Source organism: Streptomyces javensis (assembly GCF_039525925.1).
GTDB classification, from domain to species: Bacteria; Actinomycetota; Actinomycetes; order Streptomycetales; family Streptomycetaceae; genus Streptomyces; species Streptomyces asiaticus.
In genome coordinates this window covers 1-513 of the sequence record NZ_BAAAIF010000302.1, presented here as the reverse complement: position 1 = coordinate 513, position 513 = coordinate 1, and the positions used below count along the sequence as shown (strand labels likewise).

Genomic DNA, 513 nt, shown 5'->3' with positions numbered 1-513 from the left:
AGGCGGCTGATGGAACCGGTTGGGGTGAGGGTGTCGGTGTCCTGGTGTTGGAGCGGCTGTCGGATGCTCGTGCTCGTGGGCACCGGGTGCTGGCGGTCGTGGCAGGCAGTGCGATCAACCAGGACGGTGCGAGCAATGGTCTGTCGGCTCCGAATGGTCCGTCGCAGCAGCGGGTGATCCGGGCTGCGCTGGCCAGCGCGAGGTTGCAGCCGGCCGACGTCGACGTCGTGGAGGCTCATGGCACGGGTACGGCACTGGGTGACCCGATCGAGGCACAGGCGCTGCTGGCCACTTATGGGCAGGACCGTCCCGAGGGTCGGCCGCTGCTGCTGGGTTCGGTGAAGTCGAACATCGGGCATACCCAGGCGGCCGCTGGTGTGGCTGGTGTGATCAAGATGGTGCAGGCGATGCGGCATGGGGTGTTGCCGCAGACCCTGCATGTGGACGCCCCGTCCACGCATGTGGACTGGTCTGCCGGCGCGGTGGAACTGCTCACCACGTCCCGGGGATGGC

At 68.0% G+C, this 513-nt stretch carries 1 pseudogene; it reads left to right on the top strand.

Annotated elements, in window-relative coordinates:
- Positions 1-513: pseudogene (locus ABD329_RS48075) on the top strand (polyketide synthase); the annotation flags it as partial.